Genomic DNA, 14,534 nt, shown 5'->3' with positions numbered 1-14,534 from the left:
CTATTAGAAGCTATAAAGCTTTTTAATTTTTTAGCATAACTATTTTATTTTTGTGCATTCTGCAATGCAGCTTGTAATTCAGGATCAACAGCAACAGCAACCACAACACGTGCATTGGCCAATAAATCTTTTGACATATAGATGAAGTTCATATTGTCTCTCAAGATAAGGGTGCATGACAGCTCATTTTATTATGTGAATTCTTAATAGATTATACCGTTAGGCTAGTTTCAACTACTACTAAGCCCAGAATCTTCTTTCTGATAACAAAACATATAAGCTCGAAACAAAAAATGAACTTGTTCCCTCCTTTCAAAAGAAGAAGCGATCAAGTTCGTTTTCATTTTTTTAGTCTGATACCTTATCAAACGCTACTCGCAAACCGTTTAAAGTGATATTTACTTCATCGTTGGGAACAACAAGACATCACGAATGGTTGTTGTGTCTGTGAGGAGCATGCAGAGGCGGTCGATACCGATACCGAGTCCGCCTGTTGGTGGCATACCGTATTCGAGGGCTTCTACGTAGTCGTAATCGATGCCAGTTGCTTCGTCGTCACCCAGTTCTTTTGCGGCTGCTTGCGCTTCGAAACGAGACAATTGGTCGATTGGGTCGTTCAACTCAGTAAAGGCGTTGGCGTACTCTTTGGTCATGATAAAGAGTTCGAAACGGTCTGTAAAGCGAGCGTCGTCATCGTTTTTCTTAGCTAGTGGTGACACTTCAACAGGGTGTCCAAAGACAAATGTTGGTTGAATCAATGTTTCTTCGACGAATTCTTCAAAGAAGGCATTGATGATGTGGCCGACAGTTGTGAAGTGTTTTTCAAGTGGGACATGTTTTTCTTGCGCCAAGGCTTGCGCTTCTTCGACGGTCATTTCTTTCCAGAAGTCAACACCAGTTGTTTCCTTGATAGCGTCTACCATGTGCACGCGTTTGAATGGTTCGTTGATCCGAATTTCAGTGCCTTGGTAGTTGACAGGTTCGTCACCAATGACAGATTTGGCTGCGTGTTGGATAATTCCCTCAGTCAAGTCCATGATGTCTTGGTAGTCAGCGTAGGCTTGGTAGGCTTCGATAGAAGTAAATTCAGGGTTGTGAGTCGCATCCATACCTTCGTTACGGAAGATTCGTCCGATTTCGTAGACGCGTTCCATACCACCTACGATGAGGCGTTTCAAGTGCAATTCAGTCGCGATACGAAGGACCATGTCAATGTTTTGTGCATTGTGGTGAGTGATAAATGGACGGGCAGAAGCACCACCAGCTTCATTGTGGAGCACAGGTGTTTCCACTTCCAAGAAACCATTGCTGTCCATGTAACGACGGATTTCAGAGATGATTTTTGAACGTGTCACAAAACGGTTAAAGCTTTCACGGTTTGAAATCAAGTCCAAATGGCGTTTGCGGTAGATGGTTTCAACGTCTGTCAAACCGTGGAATTTTTCTGGTAGAGGACGAAGTGCTTTTGACAAGTGAGTGAGTTTGGTTGCCTTGATCGACAATTCACCCATATCTGTACGCATCACTTCCCCTTCGACACCGATAAAGTCGCCGAGGTCAGCTTTTTTAAAAATTTCGTAGTTTTCTTCACCGACAGAATCTTTCCGAACGTAGAGCTGGATTTGGCCTTCGCGGTCTTGCAAGTGAGCGAATCCGACCTTACCTTTGCCACGTTTTGTCATGAGACGACCAGCAATGACAGCTGTTTCGTTCAAGTCGTGTAGTTCTTCTTTTAATTTATCAGCGTATTTATCTTTTAATTCTTGAGAATTGGCAGTGCGTTCGAAACGTTTACCGAATGGATCAATTCCTTGTTCAGCCAAGGCCGTCATTTTTTCACGACGGACAATCTGTTGGTCATTTAATTCTTCCATATGTTCGTTGGACATATTTCCCTCCAAATAGTTTTCCCTAAAAAGGCATATATTCAATCTATTGTACCATAAAAACCTAGAAAAAACACGACTTTCTAGCCTAGTTTGAATTCTAGATGAAAAAAGGGTATAATCGTGAACGGAATAAAAGAAAAAGAAAGGTCACCATGATTACTTCAATTGTTTTTGACGTTGATGATACGATCTATGATCAGCAAGCTCCCTATCGCAAGGCAATCGAACGTTGCTTCCCTGATTTTGATATGAGCCAAATCAATCAAAATTATATCCGTTTCCGCCACTATTCAGACACAGGATTTCCAAAAGTTATCGCAGGTGAATGGACAGTGGAATATTTCCGCTTTTGGCGCTGCCGTGAGACGCTTCGAGAGTTCGGCTATACTGAAATTGATGAAGAAACAGGTCGTAAGTTTCAAGAAATCTATGAGTACGAGTTAGAACATATCACGATGCTAGATGAGATGCGGATGACTTTGGATTTTTTGAAATCAAAAAATGTGCCGATGGGTGTTATCACAAATGGACCAACAGAGCACCAGTTGAAAAAGGTGAGAAAGCTTGGTTTGTATGATTATATTGAGCCACAATGCGTGATTGTCAGTCAGGCTACCGGTTTTCAAAAGCCAGAAAAAGAGATTTTCAATCTTGCTGCAGAGCAGTTTGAGATGAATCCTGAGACGACCTTGTATGTGGGGGATTCCTATGACAATGATGTGATGGGAGCCGTCAATGGTGGCTGGCGTGCCCTTTGGTTTAATCACAGGGGACGAAGTATCAAGCCCGGAACTAAGCCGGTTTATGACTTGGAAATTGATAGTTTTGAGCAGTTGTTTGGTGCTGTAAAAGTGCTGTTTGATTTGCCAGGGCATAAGTTTATTTTTGATACAAATGACAAGAAAAATCCGATCTTAAAAATGGGAATCAACAACGGTCTTATGATGGCTGCAGAGCGCTTGTTAGGAAGTGGATTGCCTGTAGAAAAGGTGGTCTATCTATTGAAACTTTCTCCAGATCAGGCTAAGATTCTTCGTGCAAAATATGAATAGAAAGTAGAAGCAGATGGAAGTTCTTGTGCTAGGTGGCAGTGGATTTGTAGGAAAGGAATTCCTGATGAGGCAGGCCTTGGAGCATGGTCACGAATTGACCTACCTATCTCGCAATCCTGGACAAGGTCAGCTGTTTGAAAGCCCGCGTATTAAGCATCTTCCAGGAGATATCTTAGAAGTTGAAACATTGAAGACGAGTAAACAGTTTGATGTGGTGGTCCAGTTGATAGGAGCAATTGACCCTCGAAAATTGCATGCGGCTAATGTTGTCGCCATGGAAAAAGCAGTCTGACTCTGTCAAAAATGGTCGGTGCAGAAAATGATTTACCTGTCCGCAAATGTTGGCTATCCGTCGTATGTCAAGAGTAAGCAGACAGCTGAAAATTTGCTCTTAGCAAGTCCTGTGATCTCCGTTATATTGCGCTCAGGATTGATTTATGGCGAAGAGAGACCGGCCACGTTGTGGCAAGCTAGATTGCTTTCCAGCATGAAAAAGATACCGATTGCTTCTTACTTTGCGAAAAAGTTCCAGCTTTCCCACTTGAAATGGTAGCAGCTCAACTTCTCCAAGCCATAGAAAACGACGTCTATCCTCTTCTAGAAAATATAAAAAATGCTTGAGAATTCTCAAGCATTTTCAATTTCGCGGATATCTGCAAATTCAGCACCTACAAATTCAGCTAAAGTCTGACTATCGATGCGAATTGACCGCCCCAACTCCCCTGCAGAGACAATCATTTGTCCCTTTTCCAGCGCGATTTGATCGATGAAAATAGGGAAATTGTGTTTTTGTCGAATGCCCACAGGATTGTTGGCCCCGTGCACATAGCCCGTTGTTTTTTCAAGATCTTTTTGGGGAATCATACTGACTTTTTTATTTCCAGAAATCTTAGCCAGCTTTTTCTCCGAAAGATGCTCGGTGATGGGCAGGATTCCAATCAGAGGTCCAGTCTTATCACCGATTAGAGCCAGTGTTTTAAAAATATCTTCTTTCGCGATGTCTTCAGGTAGATTTCCTTCTAGGGCATTTAAGCTGAGACTATCGTGTTGAATGTTAGCCTTGTCCAAGATTTGGTCAACCAATGTTTTTTTCAGCTTTGTTTTCTTGCTCATTTGTATTTTTCCTCAAGTTTGCTCATCCAAAGTCCAAGCCAGATACCCAAACCACAGAAAATCAAGGCTAATAGCCAAGTTCCAATACCAACCCCTGCATAAGAAATGGATTCTTTATTTCCAGCATTTGGGATAAGGATGAGTAAGGTACTAGAAGAAACAATCCCGATGATAAAGTGGTAGACCCGTGAATGATAGTTTTGCAACGCATAGTCCATGGCCTTTGAAAATGCCAAGATAGCTAGAACTCCACCGATGGCGATAGGAAGAAATGTGCCCATCAAGTCAAGATTTTTAAAACCAGTCAACATAGGTGTGTAAATCCCCAAAATCAAGAGTAGGTTTGACGGACTTAGTCCTGGCACCAAGACACCAAGTGCAATGAGAGCACCTGCAAGGACAAAACTAGCAAAGTTAGCTGGAAGTGTACCTACCAAGTCATTCAAGAAGTAGAGAAGCAATCCTGAAATGACAAATGTACCGATAGCCCATGCCCAATCTGCCTGATTGCGAGGAGATTTTTGAGTTGATTCCTTTAAGAGACTTGGAATGGTCCCGATGATAGCCCCTGCAAACCCCCATAAAACGATCACTTGATAGTGTTGGAGTAGGTATTCAACTGGAAAAGAAAAGAGAGCAATTCCCAAGATACCACCAATCCCAATTGGGATAAAGAAGAGAACATTTTCGACAAAATCCTTACGAATATGTGCCAAAAATCCAATCATACGCTCGTAAATTCCTAAAATAGCGGCCAGCACCCCACCAGAAACGCCTGGAAGAATGAAACCAAGTGCGATAATCATCCCTTTAATGATTCTTGCAATCCAAGAAACCATGAAAACCTCCAAATAAAAATGTGATACTTCATTGTACCACACTTTTTTAGAATGACTATTTACGAGGTAAGAAGAGATGTGGCTGGGTAGGAATCAATATTCCCAGCGCGAGTAGGACAAATGCCAAAGTAAAGCCACCCGCAGTTCCATTCACAATGAAAGAGTAGAGATAAGGCGACATATCGCCAGCGTAGCTTGCCCAGAAGATGACTCCGGCAACAAAATGAATCACATAGCGGATAAATACTGTCAGACTAGCAGCACCAAGAGCAGTCAATAGAGCCTTTTTGGTCTGTTGAGACTTTAACTGCCCTTTAAAATAATCTGAAAAGTAGCCGGCAATTCCCATAGTTGTAAAAGCAACAATGTACTCCAGGAAAACTTGCGAGAGAGACAAGTAGTAGACACGACCAAGTGCAAAATGGAGCAAGCCCCAAATTAACCCAGCGGTTAGACCGTACTTGCTTCCTCGGCGTAGGGCAAATAAAATCAGCGGAACCGCACCAAACGAAGGGGTAAACCAGCTAGCAAAGTCTGGTATGAGGGATAGAGCCATTGCCACTGCGGCGATGAGGGCTGTTTCAACAAGTGCATTTAAATTTTTTGACATAAAAAACTCCTTTGTCGATAGGCAAAGGAGTGGGTGGTCGTGAGTTATCCAGACAGGGTCTGTTAAGCACAATTCCTACGCTAGTGTGAACTAGATCAGGTTCGAGGATTTCGTAGTACTACGATCTCAGCCAGAGGCACTCCTTTGTGTTATGTAATTGGTTTCATTATAGCTTAATCTGCAGGAACTGTAAAGAGTTTTTTATAAACTTCGTTTGGATCTTTCAGTGTCGTGAGCAGATTTAAGTCAAGAGAATGCGGGAATCCATTGATGTAGCCTGCAGATGTGTATTGGTGCAAATCATAGTCTAAATCTGTATTTGGAGCGGCATTGTAGTAGCCAGAGTCCGTCCCATAGGTTGGAATCCAGACAGAATCAAATTTCTCAGTTGAAATAGAATGTTCTTCCATGAAGTAGGTACCGATATAGATACCAATATTTTTTGCGCCGAGTTTTTTCAATTCTTGTCGGAAAGTCTCAACGCCGGCATTCATATCGTCCATCGTTTTTTCTTCAACGTCTAGCCAATAGAAGGTTGGTTTGTATTTTGAAGCAGCATTATAGAAGGAAGCGGCTTCTTTTTTCATGGCTTTTTCATCTTTGCCGGTCACATAAGCATAGACAGCGACAGGAATGTTTCGTTTCTGAAATTCTTCAATGTGGGTTTTATAGGATTTATCCAGACCATTTTGGTCAGAAGCGTTGTTGTCCTTTTTGGTATGTGAGCCACTTTGAATCCGGACAATGGCACCCGAAATATTTTTAGAAACGACATCGTAGTCCATATCAGATGGTAATTGCCAGCCTGATACGTCAATGATGGGCTTCATAGATAGGGCATCTTCGATGTAGTAGCTAGATGACGTGCTGGTCGTTGACGAAGAACTCACGGTACTAATTGAAGTAGTACTGCTTACTTGTCGATTTTTTACTTGTTTTTGTTGGTTAGCCATTCCTCTTGTTGTTAGGATCATTGCGACAAACAAAAGAAAGAAGGCGATTACAAAAAATGGTTTGATTTTCTTTCTCATCTCATACATTTTACCGTAAATCAATGAAAAAATCAAAAAACTAAACTAAAATGGGGACAAAATTGAAACTTGACAGAGACAAGGGAATAGTCTACTCTTAAAAGGAACGATAAAAAATAAAGGGAGTTTACATGTCCACCAAAAGAATGAGCCAGATAGCGGTCTTATCCGCACTAGCCATTGCCCTTCGATTTGCATTTGGTGCTTTTCCCAATGTCAAGCCGATTACAGCTATTTTTCTGGTTAGTTTACTCTATCTTCCTTTGGTAGATTGCCTCTTGATTATGGCCTTGACCATGATTGGTAGCGGCATTTACTTTGGCTTTTCCATTGTTGTCGCTTGGCAGGTGCTGAGTTTTGCACTTATTATGCTTTTTTGGCGCCTAATTGTATTGCCTTTGACCAAGGGTTTGTCTTGGGGAGTCTCGCTTCAGAGTGGGCTATCAGGTGTTATGGCTTTCGCTTATGGGTTTATCATCAGTATTCCAACAGCTGCGCAGTTTGGGGCCAAATTGTGGGTTTACTGGTTAAATGGTCTAACTTTTGATGGCTTACATGCTGTTTCAACCATTATTTTTTATCCGCTTATTTATCAATTATTTAGGAGACTTTATCATGAAAAGAATGTATTTACTCGCACTTAGCTTGCTCCTGCCCTTGTTTTTAATTGCCTGCCAACCTCAAAAGGCGGCTGAAAAAGTAAGTGAGAAAACCTACACAGCTACTCTGACGGTTGAATTTTCAGCTGATAAGACAGACAGCCAGACTGTTGAATTCAAGAAAGGTGATAAGGTGGCTAACATCTTGAAAAAAAGCCACAAAATCGAGCTGAAATCAGGGATGGTGACATCGATTGACGGTGTGAACCAAGACCAAGCAACATCTACTTATTGGATGTATGATGTAAATGGTGAGATGGCACCAAAAGGTGTCGAGGAGCAAGTTGCCAAAGACGGTGACAAGATTAAATTTTATCTTCAAACTTATAAGTAAACAAGGAGGTCACATTGGCCTCTTTTTATGATAGAAAGTTCAGACTTTTCTGAAAGAATATGGTATAATATGGCAATATTAAAACGGAATGAGGAGGGGAAATGAAGATTGACAAACGGCATTTGCTGAACTACTCTATCCTGGTCCCTTATTTGATTTTATCGGTGATCGGGCTGATTATGGTTTATTCAACCACCAGTTCTTTGCAAATAAAAGATGGTGGAAATCCCTTTAAATTGGTGATTAGTCAGGCAGCATTTTGGCTGATTAGTTTAGTTGCAATTTGGTTGATTTATCAGATGCGCCTTAGTTTTTTGCGACGAGGCGGTTTGATTGGAGTGGTTGTGCTGATTGACTGGTTTTTGCTGGTTATCTCCCATTTCTTTGATGCAGTCAATGGAGCCCATGGTTGGATTCGTTTGGGACCGATTGGATTTCAGCCCGCCGAATACTTGAAATTGATTATTATCTGGTTTTTAGCGCATAAGTTCGCGCGTATCCAAGGCGATGTTCGTATCTATGACTATCAAGCCTTAACAAAAGGGCGTTGGTATCCTGAGAAGTTCAATGACTGGCGCGTGATTAGTTTGCTTTCACTTGGTTTGGTTGCAAGTTTGCCCGACTTGGGGAATGCGACGATTATTGCCTTGATTATCATGGTGATGATAACGGTTAGTGGGATTGGCCATCGCTGGTTTTCTGCGGGGCTAATGGCCCTCATTGCAGGCTCCTTTACCGTACTGACCTCCATTCGGATTATCGGTGTGGAGACAGTGGCTAGAGTACCATTTGTCGGCTATATCGCCAAACGATTTTCCGCCTTCTTCAATCCATTTGAGGATTTAACGGATGCGGGACATCAGCTGGCCAATTCCTATTACGCTATGAGTAATGGCGGCTGGTTTGGCCTTGGTTTGGGAAATTCCATCGAGAAAAACGGCTACCTTCCAGAAGCACATACGGACTTCGCCTTTGCCATTACCATTGAGGAGTTGGGATTGATTGGGGCTAGTTTGATTCTAGGCCTGCTCTTCTTCTTGATTCTACGGATTATTGTAGTGGGCATTCGTGCACGCAATCCATTCAATTCGATGATGGCGCTTGGCGTCGCTGCCATGCTGCTGATTCAAACCTTTGTCAATGTCGGAGGAATTTCAGGCTTGATTCCTGCGACGGGGGTTACCTTCCCATTCCTGTCACAAGGTGGGAATAGTTTGTTGATTATTTCGGTTGGTATCGGTTTTGTACTCAACATTGATGCTAATGAAAAACGCGAATTAATTCATGAGGAAATCGAACGCACTCTAGTGCAATAGGCTTATTTAGGGATAGAAAAGGGGATATAGATGTCTATTCAAAAATTAGAGAACTTGAACAACAAAGAAACCATCATGGAAGAAGTCATCATTTTGACCAACACCCTACGAGATGTGGCGCGTCAGATGATTTCACCCGAAACATTTGACAAGATTGTCGAGTTGGCAGCCTTGTCCACTCATGATAATTACCAGCGCCTGCTTCAGATTATCGGTGAATTAACCAATGATGAACTGGCCGTTATTTCTCGCTATTTTGCAGTCTTACCGCTTTTAATCAATATCTCAGAAGATGTTGACTTAGCCTATGAAATCAATTTGCAAAACAACCTCGGCAATGATTATCTTGGAAAATTGTCCACAACGATTGACCTAGTTGCTGATCGAGAAGATGCCGCAGAAATCTTGGAGCATTTGACGGTTGTACCGGTCTTGACAGCCCATCCAACTCAAGTGCAACGCCAGTCTATGCTGGATTTGACAAAAAGAATTCATGAGCTCTTGCGCCGTTACCGCGATGTGAAATTAGGTCTTTTGAATAAAACCAAGTGGGAAGATGAACTCCGTTCGTACATTGAAATCATCATGCAGACAGAGATGATTCGTGAGAAAAAACTCAAGGTCACCAATGAAATCACCAATGTGATGGAGTATTACAACTCTTCATTTATCAAAGCCGTTACCAAGTTACAAGCTGAGTACAAACGTCTAGCAGCAGCCAAAGGGATTCAACTACAAAATCCACACCCAATTTCAATGGGCATGTGGATTGGTGGAGACCGCGACGGAAACCCATTCGTAACGGCAGAAACCTTGAAACTATCTGCTTTGACACAGGCAGAAGTCATCATGAATTACTATGATGAAAAACTCTTCCAGCTTTATCGGACTTTTTCGCTCTCGACAACTATTGTGACGGTCAGCGAAGAAGTACAAGCCTTGGCTGCTTTGTCAGAAGATACGTCTGTTTACCGTGAACATGAGCCCTATCGCCGTGCCTTCCATTATATCCAGATGAAATTGCGCAATACCCGCGACTATCTCATCCATGATGTAAAAAATGAGGTACGCTATGCCAATGTCAAAGAATTCCAAGCTGACCTCCTCGCAATCAAAGTCTCTTTAGAAGAGAATAAATCTAAAGGCTTGATTCAAGGTGATTTTACAGAATTGCTAGAGGCAGTCGAAGCATTTGGTTTCTATCTGGCAACCATCGATATGCGCCAAGATTCAAGTATCCATGAAGCAAGTGTGGCAGAATTGCTGGCATCGGCGCGTGTCGTTGAGGATTACAGTAGTTTGTCAGAGGATGAAAAATGTGCCGTCTTGTTGCGTGAATTAACAGAAGACCCACGTATTCTATCTGCAACTCATGTCGAAAAATCAGAACAGCTCCAAAAAGAATTGGCTATTTTCCAAGCAGCTCGAGAATTAAAAGACAAGTTGGGAGAAGAAGTCATCAAACAGCACATCATTTCACATTCAGAGAGTGTATCTGATATGCTGGAATTGGCAGTCCTTCTCAAAGAAGTCGGACTCGTAGACAGCGAACGTGCCCGTGTACAGATTGTTCCCCTTTTTGAAACAATCGAAGACTTGGATAACTCATCAGCTATCATGCGCCATTACCTTGACCTCGACATTACGCAAAAATGGATTAAGGGCAATGATTCTTACCAAGAAATCATGTTGGGTTACTCAGACTCAAACAAGGACGGCGGTTACTTGTCATCAGGGTGGACGCTCTACAAGGCACAAAATGAATTGACTCAAATTGGCCAAAAACACGGTATCAAAATTACCTTCTTCCACGGTCGTGGTGGTACAGTTGGCCGTGGTGGTGGCCCATCTTATGATGCCATTACTTCACAGCCATTTGGCTCCATCAAAGACCATATCCGCTTGACAGAGCAAGGGGAAGTGATTGGGAATAAATACGGAAACAAGGACGCTGCCTACTACAATCTGGAAATGCTTGTATCAGCGACGCTTGACCGTATGGTGACGCAGTTGATTACCAATCCGGATGATTTGGAAGACTACCGCGACATCATGAATGGCATTGTCGATGATAGCTATGTCATCTACCGTGATTTGGTTTTTGGAAATCCACATTTCTATGATTATTTCTTTGCAGCTAGTCCGATTCGTGAGGTTTCGAGCCTCAATATCGGTTCACGTCCAGCTGCTCGTAAGACCATTACTGAAATCGGTGGACTGCGTGCCATTCCATGGGTATTCTCTTGGTCACAAAACCGGATTATGCTACCAGGTTGGTATGGGGTTGGTTCAAGTTTCAAACGCTATATTGATAAAGCACCAGAAAATCTTGCTAAACTCCAAAAAATGTATCAAAACTGGCCATTCTTCCGTTCCCTATTGTCAAACGTAGACATGGTCTTGTCGAAGTCCAATATGAACATCGCCTTTGAATACGCAAAAATGTGTGAAGACGAAGAAGTCCGCGAAGTATTCTATACTATCTTGGATGAGTGGCAATTAACCAAGAATATCATTCTTGAAATCGAGCAAAATGAAGAATTACTAGCAGAACTCCCATCCTTGAAAGCAAGTTTGGAATACCGTCTGCCTTACTTCAACGTTCTCAACTATATCCAAATTGAACTCATCAATCGTCTCCGTCATGGGCAATTGAGTGCAGACCAAGAAAATCTGATTCATATTACCATCAACGGTATTGCAACTGGTTTGCGTAATTCTGGTTGATTGAATTGTCCTGCTATTCGTGAGCAGGACTTTTTTGTACTTGTAAAAAGTCAGTGAATTATGATACACTTTTGTAAAAAAATAGGAAGCAATATAAATGAAAAAAGAGAGTATCGGTGTTCTGGTAAAAATGGCGGAATTAGCATTTGAGCGCGTGTCCAACAGACGCACTCAGGAGCTAGATTTGACGACCAGTCAATTTCGAATTTTAAAGTTTTTGACGACCCATCCAGATCAGACCATTCGCCAGATTGATATCGAAAAACGTTTCGGGATGACCAATCCGACAGTAACAGGGATTCTGCAAAATTTAGAAAAGAAGGGCATGATTAAGCGGATTGCTTCGACAGAAGACAAGCGGAGCAAGCATGTCTCAGCGACTTCACTTGCCATGGAAAAGGCGCAGGATATCGCACGGATAAGCCAAGAAATTGAAGCAGAACTTACGGCTCATTTCTCCAAAGAGGAGAAGGAGACCCTGTCGCAACTATTACAAAAACTACTTTTTAAAGAACGAGAAGATGAAAAGTAGCTAGTAAATCTGTTTGAAAGTTTTTGACAAGTATTTTCATGGGATGGTTATTCAAATTTTCTTCTTTAAGATTATCAGTCTAATATCTATGCTTGGTGCATCGAAGTCTGTCTTTCAAATCAGCCATCTTAGCATTTGTAAAATGAAGAATCTGTGGAAAAATAGGTAAAACACTTGCAATTTCTCAGTAATTTGATAGAATGGTAAGGTAAAGTTAGTCTGTATTGCCTACTGTCTAACTATAAAATATATTTTATTGGAGGCTTTTACCAAAATGGCAAAAGAAAAATACGATCGTAGTAAACCACACGTTAACATTGGTACAATTGGACACGTTGACCACGGTAAAACTACTTTGACTGCAGCTATCACAACTGTATTGGCACGTCGCTTGCCTTCATCAGTTAACCAACCAAAAGACTATGCGTCTATCGATGCTGCTCCTGAAGAACGCGAACGCGGTATCACTATCAATACTGCACACGTTGAGTATGAAACTGAAAAACGTCACTATGCTCACATCGACGCTCCAGGACACGCGGATTACGTTAAAAACATGATCACTGGTGCTGCCCAAATGGACGGGGCGATCCTCGTAGTTGCTTCAACTGATGGACCAATGCCACAAACTCGTGAGCACATCCTTCTTTCACGTCAGGTTGGTGTTAAACACCTTATCGTCTTCATGAACAAAGTTGACTTGGTTGACGATGAAGAATTGCTTGAATTGGTTGAAATGGAAATCCGTGACCTCTTGTCAGAATACGACTTCCCAGGTGACGATCTTCCAGTTATCCAAGGTTCAGCTCTTAAAGCTTTGGAAGGTGACTCAGCATACGAAGACATCATCATGGAATTGATGAACACTGTTGATGAGTACATTCCAGAACCAGAGCGCGACACTGATAAACCACTCTTGTTGCCAGTCGAAGATGTATTCTCAATCACTGGTCGTGGTACAGTTGCTTCAGGACGTATCGACCGTGGTACAGTTCGTGTCAACGACGAAATCGAAATCGTTGGTATCAAAGAAGAAAAACACAAAGCAGTTGTTACTGGTGTTGAAATGTTCCGTAAACAATTGGATGAAGGTCTTGCCGGCGATAACGTTGGCGTGCTTCTCCGTGGTGTACAACGTGACGAAATCGAACGTGGTCAAGTTATCTCTAAACCAGGTTCAATCAACCCACACACTAAATTTAAAGGTGAAGTTTACATCCTTTCTAAAGAAGAAGGTGGACGTCATACTCCATTCTTCGACAACTACCGTCCACAGTTCTACTTCCGTACAACTGACGTAACTGGTTCAATCAAATTGCCAGAGGGTACTGAAATGGTAATGCCTGGTGATAACGTAACTATCGATGTTGAATTGATCCACCCAATCGCCGTTGAACAAGGTACTACTTTCTCTATCCGTGAAGGTGGACGTACTGTTGGTTCAGGTATGGTTACAGAAATCGAAGCTTAATTCGATTGAGTTCCCAGAAATAACAATTAAAGTCAGACAACTTATAATTGGCTCGCTACCCTTGGGTGGCGAGTTTTTTTATATTACAGAATGATGTCAATTTTCTATAGGGAATAAAATACCTAGAATTCTGGATTATTTTGTGATATACTAGACAAGTAAAAATTAAAGAAGAAGAGGTATGTGAAATGTCACGTAAACCAATTATTGCCGGCAACTGGAAAATGAACAAAAATCCTCAAGAAGCTCAAGCTTTTGTAGAGGGAATTGCTGGTAAATTGCCTTCAGGTGATGTGGTTGAAGCCGCTATCGCATCTCCAGCTGTTGACTTGAACGCTTTGCTCTGGTTCGCTAAAGATTCAGAATTGAAAGTAGCTGCTCAAAACTGTTACTTTGAAGATGCTGGTGCCTTCACTGGTGAAACAAGTCCTAAAGTATTGAACGAAATGGGTGTTGACTATGTTGTTATCGGTCACTCAGAACGTCGTGATTACTTCCATGAAACAGATGAAGACATTAACAAAAAAGCACATGCTATTTTCAAAAATGGTATGACTCCAATCATCTGTTGTGGTGAGTCTCTTGAAACTTACGAAGCAGGGAAGGCTGCTGAATTTGTAGGTGCTCAAGTATCTGCTGCTTTGAAAGATTTGTCAGCTGAGCAAGTAGCTTCACTTGTTATCGCTTATGAGCCAATCTGGGCTATCGGTACTGGTAAATCAGCTACTAAAGACGATGCACAAACAATGTGTAAAGCAGTTCGTGACGTGGTTGCTGCTGACTTCGGTCAAGTAGTTGCAGACAAAGTTCGTATTCAATACGGTGGTTCAGTTAAACCTGAAAATGTTGCTGAATACATGGCTTGTCCAGACGTTGACGGTGCCCTTGTTGGTGGTGCTTCACTTGAAGCAGAAAGCTTCTTGGCTTTGTTGAACTTCTAATCACATTAAAAGAAGAATAG

14 protein-coding genes and 1 riboswitch are annotated in these 14,534 nt (G+C 42.0%); of the genes, 9 read left to right on the top strand and 5 right to left on the bottom strand.

The window, feature by feature from the left end; translation table 11 throughout:
* Positions 1-398: 398 nt before the first annotated feature.
* The gene (lysS, locus tag ABID27_RS03400; RefSeq protein WP_354280250.1) at positions 399-1,889 is read right to left on the bottom strand and encodes a lysine--tRNA ligase; all 1,491 of its coding nucleotides are present in this window, start codon (positions 1,887-1,889) and stop codon (positions 399-401) included.
* A gap of 152 nt (positions 1,890-2,041) precedes the next feature.
* Here lysS and ABID27_RS03395 point away from each other — a divergent pair, with 152 nt between their 5' ends.
* Complete coding sequence (locus ABID27_RS03395) at positions 2,042-2,941, top strand: HAD family hydrolase (protein WP_354280248.1); 900 nt, start codon at positions 2,042-2,044, stop codon at positions 2,939-2,941.
* A gap of 13 nt (positions 2,942-2,954) precedes the next feature.
* Complete coding sequence (locus ABID27_RS03390) at positions 2,955-3,233, top strand: NAD(P)H-binding protein (RefSeq protein WP_354280246.1); 279 nt, start codon at positions 2,955-2,957, stop codon at positions 3,231-3,233.
* 335 nt (positions 3,234-3,568) lie between these two features.
* On the opposite strand, the gene ABID27_RS03385 is transcribed toward ABID27_RS03390, so the two are convergent.
* The 4 genes from ABID27_RS03385 to ABID27_RS03370 all read right to left on the bottom strand — a co-directional run bounded on the left by ABID27_RS03385 (position 3,569) and on the right by ABID27_RS03370 (position 6,534).
* Positions 3,569-4,054, bottom strand: a complete 486-nt coding sequence (locus ABID27_RS03385) for an aminoacyl-tRNA deacylase (protein ID WP_253363684.1) — start codon at positions 4,052-4,054, stop codon at positions 3,569-3,571.
* Positions 4,051-4,893, bottom strand: a complete 843-nt coding sequence (locus ABID27_RS03380) for a DUF368 domain-containing protein (RefSeq protein ID WP_354280244.1) — start codon at positions 4,891-4,893, stop codon at positions 4,051-4,053. Before ABID27_RS03380 ends, ABID27_RS03385 begins: the two co-directional genes overlap by 4 nt.
* Before the next feature lie 55 nt (positions 4,894-4,948).
* Positions 4,949-5,503: an energy-coupled thiamine transporter ThiT gene (thiT, locus tag ABID27_RS03375; protein WP_253363688.1), complete on the bottom strand. Its 555-nt coding sequence runs from the start codon at positions 5,501-5,503 to the stop codon at positions 4,949-4,951.
* A 55-nt stretch (positions 5,504-5,558) separates the two neighbouring features.
* A riboswitch (TPP riboswitch) is annotated at positions 5,559-5,657 on the bottom strand.
* Between the two features lie 19 nt (positions 5,658-5,676).
* Entirely contained in the window at positions 5,677-6,534 is an 858-nt protein-coding gene (locus ABID27_RS03370) for a glycoside hydrolase family 25 protein (protein WP_354280242.1), read from the bottom strand.
* A gap of 131 nt (positions 6,535-6,665) precedes the next feature.
* Here ABID27_RS03370 and ABID27_RS03365 point away from each other — a divergent pair, with 131 nt between their 5' ends.
* The 7 genes from ABID27_RS03365 to tpiA all read left to right on the top strand — a co-directional run bounded on the left by ABID27_RS03365 (position 6,666) and on the right by tpiA (position 14,514).
* Complete coding sequence (locus ABID27_RS03365; protein WP_253363692.1) at positions 6,666-7,178, top strand: hypothetical protein; 513 nt, start codon at positions 6,666-6,668, stop codon at positions 7,176-7,178.
* Complete coding sequence (locus ABID27_RS03360; RefSeq protein ID WP_253363694.1) at positions 7,150-7,527, top strand: DUF4430 domain-containing protein; 378 nt, start codon at positions 7,150-7,152, stop codon at positions 7,525-7,527. The genes ABID27_RS03365 and ABID27_RS03360 overlap by 29 nt, the downstream gene beginning before the upstream one ends.
* A gap of 101 nt (positions 7,528-7,628) precedes the next feature.
* Complete coding sequence (gene ftsW / locus ABID27_RS03355; protein ID WP_354280239.1) at positions 7,629-8,843, top strand: cell division peptidoglycan polymerase FtsW; 1,215 nt, start codon at positions 7,629-7,631, stop codon at positions 8,841-8,843.
* Positions 8,844-8,873: 30 nt separating this feature from the next.
* Complete coding sequence (gene ppc / locus ABID27_RS03350) at positions 8,874-11,570, top strand: phosphoenolpyruvate carboxylase (RefSeq protein WP_354280237.1); 2,697 nt, start codon at positions 8,874-8,876, stop codon at positions 11,568-11,570.
* Positions 11,571-11,667: 97 nt separating this feature from the next.
* Positions 11,668-12,102, top strand: coding sequence for a MarR family winged helix-turn-helix transcriptional regulator (locus tag ABID27_RS03345; RefSeq protein ID WP_253363700.1), 435 nt, complete (start codon positions 11,668-11,670; stop codon positions 12,100-12,102).
* 274 nt (positions 12,103-12,376) lie between these two features.
* On the top strand, positions 12,377-13,573 hold the full coding sequence (tuf, locus tag ABID27_RS03340) for an elongation factor Tu (RefSeq protein WP_253363703.1): 1,197 nt from the start codon (positions 12,377-12,379) through the stop codon (positions 13,571-13,573).
* A 188-nt stretch (positions 13,574-13,761) separates the two neighbouring features.
* Positions 13,762-14,514, top strand: a complete 753-nt coding sequence (gene tpiA, locus ABID27_RS03335) for a triose-phosphate isomerase (protein ID WP_253363705.1) — start codon at positions 13,762-13,764, stop codon at positions 14,512-14,514.
* Positions 14,515-14,534 lie beyond the last annotated feature (20 nt).

The sequence above is a fragment of the Streptococcus gallinaceus genome (assembly GCF_040545695.1).
Lineage (GTDB): Bacteria > Bacillota > Bacilli > Lactobacillales > Streptococcaceae > Streptococcus > Streptococcus gallinaceus.
The sequence above is the reverse complement of the archived record's forward strand: the minus strand, read 5'-3'. Positions and strand labels throughout refer to the sequence as shown.